A 17,769-nucleotide genomic window follows, 5' to 3' on the forward strand; every position below is an offset into this window, starting at 1 on the left:
ATTTTGACGCAGAAACAATTTTTACTATCTTTTCCCTCGAAAACAAACCCTTTAGGGCCATACTCGAAACATTCCTGCACTATGAAATTTCACAAATCCACTGCGCTTTTTATCGCACTGCTCCTTTGTACGACCGTTGCTACCGCTCAAGAAACCGAAACTTTGTTCGACGGCTCCAACTTAGACGCTTGGCAACTGCCTACCGACACCGATCATTGGTCTATAGATAAAGGTGTACTTACCGCCAGAAATGACCCCGAACAAAAGGGATCCATTCTATGGACAAAAAAGACCTATACCGATTTTGTGATCGAAACCGATTTTCTTTTCGGGCATGGTCGGGTAGATTCCGGGATATTCATCCGTACCGACCGCCAACAGATCCAATTGGGTAATTCGGGGTCTAAAAAGCGCGATATGACCGCCTCACCTTATATTCCAGGCAAAGGCTATCCGGTTGAGGCCGTTGGCGTTGAAAAGTTACTTAAACTGCGCGATTGGAACCATATTAAAATAGAGGCCAGAGGCAAACAATATGAAGTTTGGCTCAATGGTGAACTGGTACTTTCATTCCATTCCGAAGATGCCATTGAAAAAGGCCCAATAGGCTTACAGCTTCACCCCAAACGCGACATGTGCGTAAGCTTTAAGAATATTACCGTTACCGAACTCTAAACAACCAAAATAATTCACTAAACGATTTATCCACATTATGGAAGACAGAAGAAATTTTATCAAAAAAACCACCTTGGGTGCCACAGGGGTAGCCCTCGGGGCCACGGCATTCTCGGCCAAATCCTATGGAAATATCCTTGGGGCCAACGACCGTGTCGTACTTGGATCTATAGGTATCCGTGGCAGAGGAAAGGGATTAATGGATGCCTTTTCTAAAATGTATAGTAACGGAGTCGAGATTAAAACCCTTTGCGATGTAGACTCTTCCCTATTCGGAGAGCGTCTTAAAATCGCAGCGAACAACCAAAAAGGAAGAAAACCAGGCACCGAAACCGATATGCGTAAAGTTTTCGACGACAAGGATATCGATGCCGTAATTATCGCCACCCCAAATCATTGGCACGCCCTATCAACTATCTGGGCCTGCCAAGCCGGAAAAGATGTGTATGTAGAGAAACCTAGCTCGCATAATGTCTGGGAAGGTCGTAAAATGATCGAGGCCGCCCGTAAGTACAACCGTATCGTACAGGTCGGTTTCCAAAACCGCTCTATCAGTAATGTAATGCAGGCCATGGATTTCTTGCACAACGGCGGTATCGGTGAGGTATATATGGCCAAGGGAACTTGTTACAAACCAAGGGACTCGTTTGGTATTAGCCCAGACACCGCTCCACCGGCCCATCTCGATTATGACAAATGGCTAGGCCCGGCGGCTTACCGTGCCTATAATGAAAAACGTGGCCATTATAATTGGCACTGGCATTGGAATACCGGAAACGGTGATACCGGTAACCAAGGCCCACACCAGTTCGATGTGGCCCGCTGGGGATTGAACAAAAACGAACACCCAATCAAGGTTCAGTCCATGGGCGGAATTTTCGGCATTGACCCAAGGGAATGTTCCCAGGAGACCCCCAACACCCAAACCTCGGCCTTTGAATATGCCGATGGTAAAATATTGGAGTTCGAGACCCGTGGCCGTTATACCCCGGGGGAAAACAGCCTTCAAAGCAAAATCGGTAATACCTTTTTTGGAACCGAAGGGTATCTCGAATTGAACGGCTCTACCTGGAAAGCCTTTAAAAAACGTGATAAAGAACCTTTTGCCGGTTCTGGTATGGCCGAAGGTGCTGCCGTTGGTGGTGATACTTCATTTAGAAAAGCTCCGGATAGTAAAGGTCATTTCGGGAACTTTATAGATGGGGTGCGTTCCGGTAGCCGTTTTGACCTGAATTGTGATGTGGAAGAAGGCCATATGTCGACCGTATTGCCATTGATCGCCAATATCGCATACCGTTTGGGGGAAACCTTAAAATTCAATGGGGAGTTCGAACAATTTATCGATAATGAGGCGGCCGATCTAATGCTTACACGTAAGTACCGCTATCCGTATGTGGTACCGGAAAATGTGTAACACAAACAACTTTGAGTCCACAATCATGGTATTTTCTCAGTCTCTAAATGCAAATACCTGATAAAAAAGACTAAAGCAAATCAGTTAGTAACGTGATTTTTATAAACGGGAGTTGTTCCTAAACGGTTTCAGCTCCCGTTCTTTAATACGATTTATGAAAAATAATCTTCTCCTATTAGCCCTACTTCTAACACTCGGCCTTGGTGCCCAAAACCAAAAAACGGAACGACCAAATATTATCTTGGTCATGGTAGACGATCTGGGTTACGGTGATTTGGGTAGCTACGGACAAAAAGTGATCCAAACGCCCCATCTGGATCAAATGGCCCTCGAAGGGCTTCGTTTTACCCAGTTTTATGCAGGATCGCCGGTTTGTGCCCCTTCGCGATCCGTGCTAATGACCGGACTCCATACCGGACATACGACAGTTAGGGGAAATACAGGTATAGGTGGCGTACGCGGACTTGGCGGAGCCAAGGGTCGTATTCCGTTAAAAGCGGACGACCTTACCCTAGCCCAAATTTTAAAACAACAAGGCTACCATACGGCCATGACCGGGAAATGGGGTCTGGGCGAACCCAACACTACTGGCCTGCCCAATGACCATGGTTTTGACGATTGGTTCGGTTTTTTAAACCAACGTAGGGCCCATCATCACTATACCGATTATTTATGGCGAAACCGAGAGCGGGTAGATATTCCCCACAGCAAAAAACATGACCCCGCCTATTATTCCCATAATCTTTTTACCGGCTTTGCCTTAGATTATTTGGCCAAAAGGAAAAAAGACGGAAAACCCTTTTTCTTGTATGTTCCCTATTTGTTACCGCATGCGGAATACGAAATCCCTGAAATACACCCAGACTATGTCAACGAAGATTGGACCTATGACGAAAAAGTACATGCTTCCATGGTACGCTTAATCGATTCGGATATGGGGAAAATCCGTAAAAAACTGGAAGCGCTGGGCATGACCGAAAACACCTTGATCCTATTTACCTCCGACAATGGCGCCGCATTACGCTGGGAGGGTCGTTTTGATAGTTCGGGGCCACTAAAAGGCCGGAAACGCGATGTGTACGAAGGAGGTATCCGCACTCCCCTATTGGCCGTGATGCCGGGCACCGTTCCCCAGGGAAAGGTCTCGGAATTCGTGGGCTACTTCCCCGACATTTTTCCCACCCTGGCCGAAATGGCAGGTGCCAAGGCCCCAAAAGGCTTGGATGGTATTCCGTTTACCTCAATTTTAGAAGGGAAAGATTTAAAACCTATAAAAAGGTCTCTGTATTGGGAGTTCCACGAACAAGGAGGCAAACAGGCCGTACGTTTGGGCAAATGGAAAGGGGTACGATTAGAAATTGACAAAAAAGGCTTTCATTCAGACCTTGAACTCTACGATCTAGAAGCAGACTCTTCGGAAACCCATAATTTGGCCACAACCCATCTGAAAATGGTAAAACGTATACTGAAAATCATGAAAAAGGAACACCGGCTATCCACATCCTTTCCGTATCCGCATGAAAAAACTAAATTGAACACAAACTAGCGGCATGACAAAAGAAACAAACCTCGGCTTTGGCGTTATCGGACTCGGCAGTATCGCCAACCATCATATACAAGCCATTTTACATAGTTCGAACGCCCATTTGGTCGCTGTCTGCAGTCGAAATGAAGACAAACTGGCTCAGGCCGAAAAAGAGTTTGGCGTCTCCACCTATACCGACTTTACCGAAATGATGCAGCATCCGGAACTAGATGCGGTATGTATCTGTACCCCAAGCGGGTTCCACCTAGAACCCACTTTGACTGCCGCCCAGGCCGGGAAACATGTATTCGTAGAAAAACCCTTAGAGGTTAACTTGGATCGAAGCCTGCAAATGATCACCGCCTGCGAAACTGCGGGTGTTCAATTGGAATGTGTTTTCCAAAACCGCTTCCAACCCGATTTCCTTAAAATGAAAAAAGCCCTAAACCAGGGTCAATTGGGCAAACTGGTTTTGGGCAATGCCTATATCAAATGGTTCCGCGACCAAGCCTACTACGACAGTACCGATTGGCGGGGTACCTTTAAGGGAGATGGCGGGGCAGCTTTGATAAACCAGTCGATACATACCATTGATTTGCTGCTTCAGCTCATGGGGCCCGTAAAGTCAGTTATAGGTAAAATTGCCACCGTGGCCCATGATATAGAAGGCGAAGACTTGGGGTTAGGTATTCTAGAGTTTGAAAACGGGGCCTTGGGTACCATTGAAGGCAGTACGGCCATACACCAAGGCTATCCCGAGAAATTGGAAATACACGGCACCCTAGGCAACCTTATTTTAGAAGGTGGTCGCATTACCCAATGGCAAATCAAAGGACAAGAAGGAAACAGTAACGAAGCCCCAACCGAAACCGATTCTGGTAGCAGCGACCCCATGGCTATTGGCTATGGGTTACACCAAAAACAGTTGCAAGGTTTTGTAGACAGTATTTTAGATGGCTCAAAAGCTGAAGTAGACGGCCAGTCGGCCCTAGCTTCCATAAGGGTAATCCGAGCTATTTATGAATCGTCACAAAGCGGGAAACGGGTGGTTTTGGCCCCTTGACCCCCCAAAAGGGATATTGTTTAAGCTATAGAAAAATGCCCTCCTTTTGCGATTTAGTTACGTTGAACCTTCGTTTTCTCAGTCGCGCACTCCTTCGAAATGACAAATGGGTATAAAAAAACGCCCTCGAGGGGCGTTTTTTCTTTCTTATCCTACCTTACTTACGCATCGATATTCGCGTATTTGGCGTTCTTTTCTATAAACTCCCTACGCGGTGGTACTTCATCTCCCATAAGCATAGAGAATGTACGATCCGATTCAGTGGCATTATCGATATCAATTCTTCGTAGTGTCCTGAATTCCGGATTCATGGTGGTATCCCATAATTGCTCGGCGTTCATCTCACCCAAACCTTTATATCGTTGGATATTTACGCTTCCGCCCATGTCTTCGGCAATGGCATCACGCTCTTCATCGTTCCATGCATATCGTTTTTTGGCCCCTTTCTTCACTAAATATAAAGGAGGGGTTGCAATGTAGACATGACCATTTTCAATAAGTTCACGCATGTATCTGAAAAAGAATGTCAATATCAGCGTTTCAATATGGCTACCATCGACATCGGCATCACACATAATCACTACCTTGTGATAACGCAGCTTATCCAAATTCAGAGCTTTACTATCTTCTTCGGTACCAATGGTTACCCCAAGGGCCGTATAAATATTTTTTATTTCCTCATTTTCGAAAACCTTGTGCTGCATGGCCTTCTCTACATTCAAAATCTTACCACGCAATGGTAAAATGGCTTGGAAATTACGGTCGCGCCCTTGTTTGGCGGTTCCACCAGCCGAATCTCCCTCAACCAAGAAAACTTCACAATTTTCTGGATTCTGATCGGAACAATCGGACAGTTTTCCGGGTAAACCACCAATGCTCATTACGGTCTTTCGCTGTACCATTTCACGGGCCTTGGTAGCTGCATGACGGGCTTGGGCGGCTAAAATTACCTTTTGAACAATGCTCTTGGCATCGTCCGGATTCTCTTCCAAATAGTTGGTCAGCATTTCAGCTACGGCCTGACTTACGGCCGAAGACACCTCACGGTTACCTAATTTGGTCTTGGTCTGTCCCTCAAACTGAGGTTCTGCCACCTTAACCGAAACAATGGCCGTTAAACCTTCACGGAAATCATCACCCTGAACATCGAATTTCAACTTATCGAGCATACCCGAACTATCGGCATACTTTTTCAAGGTACCGGTCAGCCCCCTTCTAAAACCAGAAAGATGGGTACCACCTTCGTGGGTATTGATATTGTTTACATATGAATGGAGGTTCTCGGTATACGAGGTATTGTAGATCATCGCTACCTCAACAGGTATACCATTTTTCTCGCCTTCCATAGAAACCACCTTTTGGATCAATGGCTCACGGTTGCCATCGAGGAACTTGATAAATTCCTTCAAACCTTCCTCAGAGAAGAAAGTCTCACTGACAAACTCCCCTTTTTCGTCTTTTTCACGCTTATCGGTCATGCTTATGGTAACCCCCTTATTCAGATAAGCCAACTCGCGCATACGATTGGCCAAGGTTTCATAACTATACTCCGTAGTTTGCGTAAAAATGGAATCGTCTGGCACAAAGGTTACGATGGTTCCGGTGATATCGGACTCGCCCACACTTTTTACCGGATAAAGGGATTTTCCCCTTTCGTATTCCTGCTCCCAGACCTTTCCATCGCGATGTACGGTGGCCTTTAAATGGTTCGAAAGGGCGTTTACACAAGAAACCCCTACCCCGTGCAAACCACCGGATACTTTATAGGAATCTTTATCGAACTTACCCCCGGCACCGATTTTGGTCATGACCACCTCTAGAGCCGAAACCCCTTCTTTTTTGTGGAGACCTACCGGAATACCTCGCCCGTTATCTTGTACGGTTATGGAATTATCTTCGTTAATGGTCACGCTTATGTTATCGCAATGCCCACCCATGGCCTCATCGATAGAGTTATCGACTACTTCATAGACCAAATGGTGAAGACCGCGTACACCAACATCACCGATATACATTGACGGACGCATACGTACGTGCTCCATACCCTCCAGGGCCTGGATACTGTCCGCTGAATAATTTTTCTTAGCTTCTTCGCTCATGGATTTGAAAACTTAAATATGCCCGAACCCCTTTCAGAACAAGGGATTTCACCGGACAACATCAATTCTGTAACAAACAAAGATAACCTAAATATAACGGCCAGCCAGCCCTAAGCCGACTTAAAACTAACGGAGTTATCAACAATACCCATTTTACACAAAACCTTCTTAAAAGGCCGAAAAACAGCCTTAAATCGAATTTTACGTTTTTTAGCGTTTTGCCTTCATTTCCAAATAAGCTAAAAGTGCCTTAGGAAGATCCGTTTGGATAACATTGGCCCGCGGGTATCGTTCCAATTGGGAAAATCCCTGGCCTGGATCCGCTTTTTCGGCCCTATCGATGTCGCCCAAACTGTTCAACCACAAGCGTATCCCACGGGCCCGCATCTTTTGGGCAAATGGTTCTGAGTACACCTTTTTGTCGATATGAAGTATGGTTTGCGGAAAAGTACGCATGAGCCTTCGGGCCTGCCGACGTGTATATACCCTGGGCATGATCTTTATCGCCGGGTACATTTGGTGCAGGGCCAAGGCTTCCTTTCTCTCGTACAGAAAGAAAAGCACTTGGCTTTCCATCTCCAGACCAACGATCTCTTTGGCCGCTTCTAAAATGGCTGGCATGCCTTCCAACTTAAAATCGACATCAATCAAAATAGAGTCCCGCGCGGCATTCAAGGCCTGGGCAAAGGTGGGGATCTTTTCTTGGGTGGGTCGCCCTTTATGTGTTAAGCGTAGCTGTTGTAACTGTGCCCAACTGTGTTCGGCTACCAAACCACTTCCGGTGGTGGTACGATCCAAACTCTTATCGTGCATCATTACCAAAACCCCATCACTGGTGGCCCTGATATCCAATTCCACGATATCGGCGCCCAAGCGGATGGCCTCCTGAATGGCTGCCAGCGAATTTTCGGGATGGTATTCGTGAGCCGCCCTATGGGCTGCTACCAGTACTTTTTCCGGTTTATGCGTAAAATCGTAAAGTATACTATCCGCCCGGGTCTGTTGCGACCAAATATATGAGGATAGAAAAATAAAAAAGAGCACGGCACCCTTCCCTGCGACATTCATATTCATAAGCTTGGTTTGGTAGGCACAAGATAAATATACCCCACAACTTTTAGCATGTTTTGAAGATTACGGAATGGTTATGCCTTGGTGAAGGCCCTACCTTCTGGAATAATAGGCTATAATCTATATCACGTAAAAAATCACCTTTCGATTCGTTTGTTGACAGGGGCTATCCATATAAAACTTAGGGTTTCCCCTAGGTTTTAAAAACCCGTACAAACGCTCATGTATCACATGACCTAATGCTTCAATTTTGTGGATATAAATCCTAATCCTATGAGAACCCTAATCATTTTAGTATTCCTAGTTTGCTTTTCGGCACCCCAATGGGCCCAACAACGGGCGCAGGGCATGGCTATTTCATATGAACTGCCCCAAGGCTGGAAGGTAATGCAAGAAGAATATGGCACCCTACTTCTAGGCCATGAGACCATTCCGGGATTCATCTTACTTCAAGAACACGGGTATAACGGACAAGATATGGTGGTAGCCGAAATGGCCGAAGGCGTGCAGGAAGAAGGTATTTTACTTAGCCCAACCCACGGCATCCGACAATTGGATAATGGCGACTACTTTGCCGAATACCAAGGGCAGGTACAAGGCCAGGCCGCCAAGGCCGTGGCGGTAACCTCTATGAGCAAACTCTGGCAGATTGGTGGTGTTATGGTAATGACTATGGTAAACCGGGACTTGTTTACCCCACAACATCAAGAATTGGCCATTCGGATCGCCCAATCGATACAATACCACCCCTTTATGGATGCCCAGGCCCAACAGTGGGCCCAATTGGTAAAAGGACGCATGCTCGTTTACCTAGATAGTTACAGTTCTAGCACGACGCTAAGCGGCAGTGATGGTGACTATGCCGGCGAGAATTCCGTTTCCATGAGTACACGTGAAGAGGTGCACCTTTGCAGCAACGGGCAATTCGCGATCCAAAACGATTCCAGTTCAAGTTTAAGTATGAGTGGCCCCATGGGTATGGGCAATACCGATCGCGATCAAAGCCAGAACCAAGGTTTGTGGGCCCTAATGAACATTAACAATACCCCGGTATTCCGATTGTTATATACCGATGGAAGTGTGGAGTACCATGCCGTTGAAGATTATCGCGAAGACAAGATTTACATTGGTGGCAAGGCCTATACCATTGCTGCCGGAAACCGTTGTCAATAATGGTCGGGTTTTATATTTTCTTAGGCCTCGCACTTGTAGGTATGGCCGGATTTTTCTACACCTACTTCCAAAGCAAAACCTTTAAGGAAAGCGCCAAGAAGGTAAAAGCGTCAGTAATCAAGGTAGAACGACAGGTTTCTTACGACCGCGAGAACAATACCGAAACGGTAAGCTATTATCCCGTTTTCCGAGTGCGGTACAACAACAAAAATTATCAGCAGCGATCTAATGTGGGGCAAAATCCGCCCCGATATAAACAAGGCGACCAGCCGGTGGTGTGGTTCCACCTAGAACCCACTGGGGATTATAGGATTAAAGAGACCGGCTGGTTCAGCCTTAATTTTGGCTGGGTACTCTGCCTGGCCGCCACCGCCATCATGCTGCTGTTCGCCTATTATTTTTACGCCCAATTGCCCTAAATCCACTAGATCTATTGGTATTCAGAACGAAGTCAAAAGGGTTCAGGACAGCTTTTAAAAACTAAAAATTACCACCATATCGGTTTACCGGTTTTCGGGATCTAAGGACATCCCCTATATTTATCTCCCAAACCAAAGTACAGCATGAGAATACTGGCCTGCGCTTTTTTTTTATCGCTTATTGGCTATACCCAACCACCCTCCGATTCTTTGGCCATAGCCCAAAAAATACAAGAAGGGAGACAATTAGCGACCACGGGTGAACTGCATAGCGGCGATTCCCTCTTACATGTGGCCTTGGTTGAGGCACAAGGCATAGCCTCACTGCCCTTAGAGCGAATGGCGTTACAAAACCTAGGGGTTGCGGCCCGCTTTGCCGGCAAACCGAGTTTAGCGATAAGCTATTACGAAAAAGCCGCCCAAATCTCGTTACGTTTACAAGACACCCTAACCACAGGGCGTCTCTATTTTAATATCGCCTTGGAACGGCACCAAAACCAAGGCCATTTCCCCGGAGCCGTACAAGGCTATCTGAAAGCCCTGGCCTTTATGAAGGTGGCCCAAGATACGCTGGGCCGTATGAGTGTATACCAAAATCTGGGTAATGTTTACGAAAGTATGGCCGATTGGCAACAAGCTAAAAGTTATACCGAAAAAGCCATGGCGGCCATCCAACAATTTCCGGACGCTCCCGAACGCAGCCTGGCCATTCAAGGGCTGAACATTAACTTGATCAACCTCGACCTCGAAACCGCCAATTTTGAACACGCCAATTCAATGATTGCCGTGGGGGATTCCTTGGCACAGCTTTCTACCGACCCCGAAAACAACTACCATTTCTACCGCCTAAAATCAGAGTATTATAGGATACATCCGAACGAAAAAGACTTGGACAGGGCCTTACATTTGGCCCAAACCGCTTTTGACTATGCCCAACAGGTCGACTTTCATTACCAGCGCTCCGGGGCCCACCAGATGATGGCCGAAATCTACCTAGACCGCAACCAGCCCAAAAAAGCTTTTTCTCATTTACAGCAAGCCCAGGCCCTTTACGATGCCGCTCCGGATTTACAGCCCGATGGCGACCTATACCAACTTTTCGCCCTGTATTACAAAAAAAACAGCCAAACCGGCAAGGCCTTAACCGCCTTGGAGTACGCCCAACAGATTCAAGACAGTGTTTTGAATGAAAGGATCCAACATCGGGTAAACCTGTTGGATATCCAATACCAAACTGCCGAAAAAAACCGACAGATCAGTGAACAAAACCTAGAAATACAGGCCCACCAAAATCGATTGCTTCAACAAAAACAAAAACTGTTTCTGGCCCTCGGGGGCGGTATCCTCTTTTTCGTAGCTGCGGTAGGCATATGGTTTTTCTTTAGACAAAAACACCAATTGGCCCTTCAAAAAATAAAAGGTTTGGAACAACAACGGGAAATTGCCGAACTCGAGGCCGTAATACAAGGTGAGGAACAAGAACGCCATCGTATCGCCAAAGAATTGCACGATGGTATCAACGGTGACCTGTCCGCTTTAAAATTCCAGCTGGGGGCCATACCAGGGTCCGATACCACAGGAATCGTGGATAAAACAATGAACATGTTGGACGATTCCATTGAAAGTATACGTAGTATTGCCCACAACTTGGCGCCACCTGCCATAACCCAATTCGGACTCATAGAGGCCATACGTCAATTTGGCCATAAACTGGACAAGAATAATAGCCTCGAGGTGGTTTACCAGCACTATGGCAACCTACCCCAACTGAGCCCTTCGGTAGAAACCATGATCTATCGTATAGTTCAGGAATTGAGCCAGAACACCCTGAAACATGCCCAAGCCAGTGAACTTTTGATACAAACCAATGCCAGCCCAACCCATTTTCAACTTACCGTTGAGGATAATGGTCAAGGGTTTGCCCCAAAGGCTGCGGCCGGACTCGGTTTAAAGAACTTAGAATCCCGAATCCAATTCTTAAACGCCCAAATGGAAGTCGATAGCAGCCCCGAAGGTAGTAGTTACCATATTGAAATACCCCTAAACACCAAACCATCATGATTCGCATCGCCATCACCGACGACCACCCCCTAATCTTAGAGGGACTTAAAACCCTATTGGCCCATGAAACACATATTACTTTGGTTGGCACTTATGGTTCTTTGGCCGAAACCGAAGCTGGCTTGGCGGTCGATTGCCCCGATGTGTTGCTTTTGGATATTAACCTACCCGATGGTAACGGGGCCAGCAACTGTAAGCATTTTGTAAAAGCCTATCCCGATTTAAAGGTAGTTGCCCTTACCAATTTTGAAGAATCGGCCTTTGTGCGCCAGATTATACAAAACGGGGGCAAAGGGTATCTTTTGAAAAACACCCCAAAAGCCGAGCTCTTGGAAGCCATTGATACCATTATGGCGGGCGACACCTATTTACCGAAAAAAATCAAGCAACAATTGCTCAACGAATCTTTGGGTAGCCGTACCTCTTATTTTATTCCCAAGCTCACCCGAAGGGAAAAAGAGGTGTTGGCCTTGATCGTTAAAGAACACACCACCGAAGAAATTGCCGAAAAACTCTTTATCTCGGTAAAAACCGTAGAAGCCCATAGAAGTAACCTTATCCAAAAACTTGGGGTTCGCAATACCGCAGGCCTAGTACGAATGGCCGTGGAAAAAGGGTTGGTGTAGGTTTATTTGAAAGCAGATTTGGTTACTCTAGAGGCAAACCTTCCATAATTATTCCATTGAACTGCCCTGAAGTTTGTCGAAGTTCCTTTAACGGTCTATAAGCCTCTGAATTATACCAGTTGTTGGCATGCTCCATACTTGGAAACTTGATCATCACTAAAAAAGAGGGATTCCAATTCCCCTCTATAGTTTGGATATTATCGCCGGCCACTACATATTCTCCGCCATATTTTTCAACAATGGAAAACACCTCTTTTTTGTAGGCTTCCATTTTTACCGTATCAACAATCTTAACATTTTCAAATAGGCAATACACTGTTTTCATTTTCTTGGATGTTTTTGATGAACAAGAAAATAAAGCGCACAAAACCATTATACAGGGTAGCAGATAATTTGCAGACAGAATTTTCCTTTTCAAGATTGATATTCTTTTCCGCAAAGATGTTACCCATCAATTCAACAAAAAATAAACTAGCTTAAGAAAGCGATCATTTTTATTTCATAAAGAAAATCAGAGATAATTCTCTCACTATTAAAACATTAAACACTTACAACCTTTACTAATAACACGGCAAATGTAGTTTTATAACCTTTGCTTGCCGTGCCCCCAGTTAATACGACTTCGGTGTCTCGGCCAACAGCACCCTTTCGCGAACCCAATCTGGCATTATGCGCCCTAATCGACTCAACAAAGCCGTTGAGGGCGGAAACACATTGGTCTTCATTTCCTTTTCAAATCCGCGTAAGACATAGTCGGCCGCCTTTTCTTCACTGATCTCGTTGGGTGCCGGTATACCATCGTTACGAACGGCCTCGGTATCTACAAAGCCCGGGTGTATGGTCTGTAGTTTTATATGGCGTATCCCAAAATGTTTCAATTCCATACGGGCGGTTTCCATAAAAATACGCACAGCCGCTTTGGCTGCCGTATAATCGCCCTGCATAGGGATGCCAAACCAAGTGGCCTGAGAATTCATATGGGCGATCATACATGAGGTCGTTTGCGATTTCATCTGGGCCATTAAGGGTACGTAAAAATGGATAAAGGAATCGAAGTTGGCGCGCATACAGTAGGTTATGGTATCCGACGATGCCGTGAGACAATTGGAGGGCGGACCTATACCCACATTTAACAAAGCCAAATCGATACGACCATGTTTTTTCACGATTTCGGCCACTACTTTAGGGCCATGTTCAGGATTGGTGGCATCGCCCACATAATAATCACAAGTCGACCCCAAGGTACGAATCTGATCGGCTAGGGCCATTAATTTTTCTTCACGCCGGGCCGTGATGATCAAAATGTTATCGGATTTGGCCAGCTGTAAGGCGGTAGCAGCCCCAATTCCGGAAGATGCCCCGGTAATTAGAATGACCTTGTGCTCACATTTCATAGGGTTGGGTTTGGAAGGGAAAAGATACCCAAAATCACCTCATCTTATGCATAAATTGTCCAAGATCGGCCTAATTGCATAAAGACAGGCCTAGCTTTTGTATTTTCATAGGCCTTCAAAAAACGATTACCATGAAAAGCTATTTCCTTTATTTACTCTTATTCTTCGGAATTACCATTACCACCCAGGCCCAAACCTTGGATGATTATAAAAGGGCCGTGGCTTTCCGCTATAATAACTATAACAACAAGACCGCCTTTAACCTGCGTACCGATGTACACTGGTTTAAAAACGGTAGCGGTTTTTGGTATGAAGACCATAACCCCGAAGGGAAAAACTTTATGTGGGTAGACCTAAAGAAAGGGAAAACCGCACCCGTTTTCGACCAAGACCAATTAGCCGCCGAATTGGCAAAATTGACCGAAACCGAACAAAAAGCCCAAAACCTTGCCCTGACCGACTTGGAACCCCAAGGAAAATCGTGGCAGTTTTCATCTAACGGTAAAACTTTTGTTTGGAACCCAAAAACCAAAACACTGACCGAAAAAGCGGAAAAACCAAAAACCGAACAGACCGAAAACGAAAGTAAATCGCCCGATGGTAAGTGGATCGCCTTTACCAAAGATTTCAACCTGTTTTTACGAAATACCGAAACCCAAGAAGAAAGCCAACTGACTTTCGACGGTACCCAAGGCTACGAATACGCCAGCTGGTATGGTTGGTACGATACCATGGTCGGTGAGAACGCTGAACGGCCTGCCCATTTTTATGTGGACTGGTCCGAAGATTCGAAGTACCTAAAAACGGCCGTGGTCGATTTGAGACAGGCTGAAAAAATGTACCTGTTGGATCATAGTATCGACTCTCTTTATCGCCCTAAGCTGCTTTCCTATTACCGCGGTTCACCAGGCGACACCACTATGGTGCATACCCGACCGGTATTCTTTGATGTAGCCGCTCGCCAAGAAATTCCAAACGCCCTTCCCAAAAACACCCATATTAATGGGGTTGATACCGATTGGGGGGCTGAATCACATCTGGTCTGGGCCAGTTGGGCCGAAAGGGGCTATCAAAAACAATATGTAGTACGTTTTAACCTGCTCAACCGAAAAACCGATACGTTGATTACAGACAGTAGTCCTACCAATACCGATGGATTCGATTATAGGATGATCGAGGGGAAAAACACCTTAGTTTTTTTATCGGAACGTTCCGGATGGCGCCAACTGTACAAGGTAGATACCGAATCGGGCGTTACCCAAGCCTTGACCCAAGGGGATTTTTATATCGATGCCATTTCGCATATCGATAAAAAAAAGGGCCTGATTTATTTTACCGCTGGAGGCAGGGAACCCGAAGCCAACCCCTACCATTTAAAATTGTACGTGGTCGACCTAGAAGGTAAACTGCGATCATTAACCCCAGAACCCATCCACCATGTGGTAGATTTTTCGAAAGACGGTGACTTTTTCGTCGATAATATGTCCACGGTAAACCAACCTACCCAAACCGTGCTCCGCAGGGCCAAAGACGGTAAAATCGTGAACCGCTTGACCCAAGCCAACGTGGCCGCATTAAAGCAAATGGGCTGGCTAGAACCGGAAACCTTCACTTTTACCGCCAAAGATGGGAAAACCACCCTGTATGGCGCGCTTTGGAAGCCCACGAACTTTGACCCCAACAAGACCTACCCTATTGTAGATAACAGTTATACCGGTCCGCATACCCAGCGTTTTCCACGAACTTACGGCTGGGGGCCTTACAGTCAAAGTTTGGCCGAATTGGGCTTTGTGGTACTTCAAGTCGATGGTTTGGGCAGTGCCAAACGCTCGAAAAGCTTTCACGACCATTCCTATAAGAAAATGGGGGATAATTTGCGTGACCATACCTTGGCCATTGCGCATTTACGCGATAAATACGACTGGATCGCCAAGGATCGGGCGGGTATTTACGGACACTCGGCCGGTGGTTACGATGCGGCCCATGCCCTAATGGTGTTTAACGATACGTATACCGTGGCCGTGTCGAGTTCGGCCGATCACGATTTTCGAATGGAAAAAGCCTGGTGGCCCGAAATGTATATGGGATGGCCCGTAGATGATACCTACCACGAAGTTTCGAATATTACCTTGGCGCCCAAACTTAAAGGAAAATTGCTGTTGACCCATGGTGGAATAGACGAAAACGTAAACCCTTCGGCCACCTTTAAATTGGCAGAGGCCCTTATCAAAGCCGATAAGGAATTCGACTTATTGATCCTACCCAGTCAGCGCCATGGTTATCGAGGCACACATAACGATTATTTCATTAAAAAAAGATGGAATTATTTTGTGGAACATCTGTTGGAAGGTAATCCTATTTGGGATTTTCCGATGGAGTGACACCAATTCAGATAATGGATAATAGAGGATAGAAAAAAGACGCCCATAGGTATCGGCACATGGTCCAAACAAACTTTCCGGATAGTACATTAAAAAACCCCCTGCTTTGCAAGGGGTTCTGCTAACTAATACAAACACTACCCAATCCTGTTACAGATATATAGGTATCTTTAATCAAATCATCAATAGGCGTCTTCGTGCACATTGGCCACCGCCCTACCCGATGGGTCGTTCATGTTTTTAAAGGCCTCGTCCCATTCCAATGCGATTTTGGTGCTACAGGCCACAGAGGCTTCTTGGGGCACCGAGAGCGCTGCCGTATCCGAAGGAAAATGCTCCTCGAATATGGATCTATAATAATATTCTTCTTTGTTCGAAGGGGTTTGGATCGGGAAACGGAACTTGGCATTGGCCAACTGCTCGTCGCTAACCGCTTCTTCAACGATCTCTTTCAAGGTATCTATCCAGCTATAGCCCACCCCATCGGAGAATTGTTCTTTTTGGCGCCAGGCTACCTCTTCGGGTAAATAGTCCTCAAAAGCCTTACGTACCACCCATTTCTCCATTCGTTCAGGCGTGATCATCTTGTCTTGCGGGTTAATGCGCATGGCCACATCCATAAACTCCTTATCCAAAAAAGGTACCCGGCCTTCAATACCCCAGGCCGCTAGTGATTTATTGGCCCTAAGGCAATCATACATATGTAATTTGCTCAATTTACGCACCGTTTCCTCATGGAACTCTTGGGCGTTCGGGGCTTTATGAAAGTAGAGATACCCTCCGAAAAGTTCATCTGCCCCTTCGCCAGACAATACCATTTTTATCCCCATCGATTTAATGACACGGGCCATAAGGTACATAGGGGTCGATGCTCTAACGGTAGTAATATCGTAGGTTTCCAACTTATAGATTACATCGCGAATAGCATCTAGGCCCTCTTGAATGGTGAATTTGATTTCGTGGTGAACCGTACCGATGTGGTCTGCTACTTTTTGGGCGGCTGCCAAATCGGGCGACCCTTCCAAGCCCACTGAAAAAGAGTGGAGTTGGGGCCACCAAGCTTCTTTGGTATCACCACTTTCTACCCGCATTTGGGCGTATTTTTTAGCTATGGCCGAGGTTACGGAAGAATCGAGTCCGCCGGAAAGCAATACCCCATAAGGCACGTCGGACATTAACTGACGGTGCACAGCATCTTCCAAGGCTTGTCCCAAATCTTCAATACTGGTCGCATTATCCTTTACGGCATCGTACTCCATCCAATCGCGTTGGTACCAACGAGTCAACTCGCCGTCGGCACTAGAGAGATAATGTCCGGGAGGGAATAATTCAATTTTACCACAAATACCTTCCAAAGCCTTTAATTCGGAAGCCACATAAAAAGTACCGTGTTTGTCCCAGCCCATATATAAAGGGATGATACCCATATGATCACGGGCAATCAAATATTCGTCTTTTTCCGCATCGTATAAGGCAAAACCGAAGATACCGTTCAGATCATCTAGAAAATCCGTTCCTTTTTCCCGGTATAAAGCCAAGATAACCTCACAATCGGACTGGGTTTGAAAGGCATAATCCGTTTTCAATTCCTTTTTTAGCTCCCTATGGTTATAAATTTCGCCATTGGCCGCCAACACCAATGACCCATCGGCACTATACAGGGGTTGTTTACCCGAAGCCGGATCTACAATGGCCAAACGCTCATGGGCCAATAAGGCCTTTTCACCTGCATAAATACCATTCCAGTCGGGCCCCCTATGGCGAATGGTTTTAGACATTTCCAGCAACTGGGGCCTTAGGGCCTCACTAGATTGTTTTATATCGAATGCACATACAATTCCACACATATCGTTCAATTTTAAGGCAAA

The 17,769-nt window shown here is 46.0% G+C and carries 14 protein-coding genes; 9 read left to right on the top strand and 5 right to left on the bottom strand.

Annotated features, from left to right (window positions below):
• The first annotated feature begins 81 nt into the window (after positions 1–81).
• From B7P33_RS03365 to B7P33_RS03380, 4 genes are all read left to right on the top strand, one after another.
• Positions 82–675 (top strand): 3-keto-disaccharide hydrolase, encoded by a 594-nt coding sequence (locus B7P33_RS03365; RefSeq protein ID WP_097440526.1) that lies wholly within the window; start codon positions 82–84, stop codon positions 673–675.
• Between the two features lie 37 nt (positions 676–712).
• Entirely contained in the window at positions 713–2,089 is a 1,377-nt protein-coding gene (locus tag B7P33_RS03370; RefSeq protein ID WP_097440527.1) for a Gfo/Idh/MocA family protein, read from the top strand.
• 154 nt (positions 2,090–2,243) lie between these two features.
• Positions 2,244–3,635 carry an arylsulfatase gene (locus B7P33_RS03375; RefSeq protein WP_097440528.1) on the top strand — a complete coding sequence of 464 codons (1,392 nt, stop codon included), beginning with the start codon at positions 2,244–2,246 and terminating at the stop codon, positions 3,633–3,635.
• A 4-nt stretch (positions 3,636–3,639) separates the two neighbouring features.
• On the top strand, positions 3,640–4,677 hold the full coding sequence (locus B7P33_RS03380) for a Gfo/Idh/MocA family protein (RefSeq protein WP_097440529.1): 1,038 nt from the start codon (positions 3,640–3,642) through the stop codon (positions 4,675–4,677).
• A 161-nt stretch (positions 4,678–4,838) separates the two neighbouring features.
• Here the strand turns inward: B7P33_RS03380 and gyrB are convergent, their stop codons facing one another.
• Both gyrB and B7P33_RS03390 read right to left on the bottom strand, forming a co-directional pair.
• Positions 4,839–6,776, bottom strand: coding sequence for a DNA topoisomerase (ATP-hydrolyzing) subunit B (gene gyrB, locus B7P33_RS03385; protein WP_097440530.1), 1,938 nt, complete (start codon positions 6,774–6,776; stop codon positions 4,839–4,841).
• A gap of 210 nt (positions 6,777–6,986) precedes the next feature.
• Complete coding sequence (locus B7P33_RS03390; protein ID WP_097440531.1) at positions 6,987–7,850, bottom strand: glycerophosphodiester phosphodiesterase family protein; 864 nt, start codon at positions 7,848–7,850, stop codon at positions 6,987–6,989.
• Between the two features lie 270 nt (positions 7,851–8,120).
• On the opposite strand from B7P33_RS03390, the gene B7P33_RS03395 reads away from it, so the two are divergent.
• From B7P33_RS03395 to B7P33_RS03410, 4 genes are all read left to right on the top strand, one after another.
• Positions 8,121–9,020, top strand: coding sequence for a hypothetical protein (locus B7P33_RS03395; RefSeq protein ID WP_097440532.1), 900 nt, complete (start codon positions 8,121–8,123; stop codon positions 9,018–9,020).
• Complete coding sequence (locus B7P33_RS03400; RefSeq protein WP_097440533.1) at positions 9,020–9,439, top strand: DUF3592 domain-containing protein; 420 nt, start codon at positions 9,020–9,022, stop codon at positions 9,437–9,439. The genes B7P33_RS03395 and B7P33_RS03400 overlap by 1 nt, the downstream gene beginning before the upstream one ends.
• Before the next feature lie 144 nt (positions 9,440–9,583).
• Positions 9,584–11,500, top strand: a complete 1,917-nt coding sequence (locus tag B7P33_RS03405) for a tetratricopeptide repeat-containing sensor histidine kinase (protein WP_097440534.1) — start codon at positions 9,584–9,586, stop codon at positions 11,498–11,500.
• Positions 11,497–12,126, top strand: a complete 630-nt coding sequence (locus B7P33_RS03410) for a LuxR C-terminal-related transcriptional regulator (RefSeq protein WP_097440535.1) — start codon at positions 11,497–11,499, stop codon at positions 12,124–12,126. Before B7P33_RS03405 ends, B7P33_RS03410 begins: the two co-directional genes overlap by 4 nt.
• A 22-nt stretch (positions 12,127–12,148) precedes the next feature.
• On the opposite strand, the gene B7P33_RS03415 is transcribed toward B7P33_RS03410, so the two are convergent.
• Together B7P33_RS03415 and B7P33_RS03420 are read right to left on the bottom strand one after the other, a co-directional pair.
• Positions 12,149–12,451: a DUF1330 domain-containing protein gene (locus B7P33_RS03415; RefSeq protein WP_172435841.1), complete on the bottom strand. Its 303-nt coding sequence runs from the start codon at positions 12,449–12,451 to the stop codon at positions 12,149–12,151.
• Positions 12,452–12,737: 286 nt separating this feature from the next.
• Entirely contained in the window at positions 12,738–13,520 is a 783-nt protein-coding gene (locus B7P33_RS03420; protein ID WP_097440537.1) for an SDR family NAD(P)-dependent oxidoreductase, read from the bottom strand.
• Positions 13,521–13,651: 131 nt separating this feature from the next.
• Here B7P33_RS03420 and B7P33_RS03425 point away from each other — a divergent pair, with 131 nt between their 5' ends.
• The gene (locus tag B7P33_RS03425) at positions 13,652–15,901 is read left to right on the top strand and encodes a S9 family peptidase (RefSeq protein ID WP_097440538.1); all 2,250 of its coding nucleotides are present in this window, start codon (positions 13,652–13,654) and stop codon (positions 15,899–15,901) included.
• A 182-nt stretch (positions 15,902–16,083) separates the two neighbouring features.
• Here the strand turns inward: B7P33_RS03425 and asnB are convergent, their stop codons facing one another.
• Positions 16,084–17,748 carry an asparagine synthase B gene (gene asnB / locus B7P33_RS03430; RefSeq protein WP_097440781.1) on the bottom strand — a complete coding sequence of 555 codons (1,665 nt, stop codon included), beginning with the start codon at positions 17,746–17,748 and terminating at the stop codon, positions 16,084–16,086.
• Positions 17,749–17,769: the final 21 nt, after the last annotated feature.

Origin of the sequence: Sediminicola luteus (assembly GCF_002514735.1) — a bacterium.
In the GTDB taxonomy this organism is placed as follows: Bacteria; Bacteroidota; Bacteroidia; order Flavobacteriales; family Flavobacteriaceae; genus HQA918.